The following is an 847-nucleotide window of genomic DNA, read 5'->3' as shown; positions in this document are numbered from 1 at the left end:
ACGGACGAGTTGCAGGTACTTTTACTGCCAAAAGATCCAAACGATGGTAACAACGTGTTTCTTGAAATTAGAGCTGGAACAGGTGGTGATGAGGCGGCGATTTTTTCTGGGGACCTTTTTCGCATGTACTCTCGTTATGCAGAGCAAAGACGTTGGAAAATGGAAGTCGTCAGCGAAAGCTTGGGTGAGCATGGCGGATACAAGGAGATTATTACTCGCGTGATTGGCGATGGTGTATTTGGTGCGCTGAAATTTGAATCTGGAGCGCATCGAGTGCAGCGCGTACCAGAGACAGAATCGCAGGGCCGCATTCATACGTCTGCGTGTACGGTTGCCGTTATGCCTGAGATTGAGTCAGTGGATGATGTGGAAATCAATAAGGCTGATCTTCGGATTGATACGTTTCGTGCCTCTGGTGCGGGTGGTCAGCACGTCAACAAAACAGATTCTGCAATTCGTATTACCCACTTGCCAACCGGTGTTGTCGTTGAGTGTCAGGACGAGCGATCGCAACACAAGAACAAGGCAAAGGCGATGACCTTGCTTGCATCTAAACTGTTAAGTGCTGAGCAAGAAGCCGCAGCGGCCGAGCAATCCAGCCAGCGTAAGAGCTTGGTGGGTAGTGGTGATCGTTCTGAGCGTATTCGAACCTATAACTATCCGCAAGGGCGTGTCACCGATCATCGCATCAATTTAACCTTGTACAAGTTGGCAGAGGTCATGGAGGGTGATCTTGGGGTGATTATTGATCCTCTGTTGCAGGAGCATCAGGCTGAACTGCTCGCGAGTATTAACGAGGGCTAGCGCTCTTGTTGTGTACTGTCATGTCGCTAACCATTGCTGATGC

The 847-nt window shown here is 49.7% G+C and carries 1 protein-coding gene; it reads left to right on the top strand.

What is annotated here, in order from left to right:
• On the top strand, nucleotides 1-804 hold an 804-nt coding region (gene prfA / locus A3750_RS03700), incomplete at its 5' end, for a peptide chain release factor 1 (RefSeq protein WP_068548028.1).
• Nucleotides 805-847: the final 43 nt, after the last annotated feature.

The organism is Oleiphilus sp. HI0079, assembly GCF_001635105.1.
This window is presented reverse-complemented; position numbering and strand designations above follow the sequence as displayed.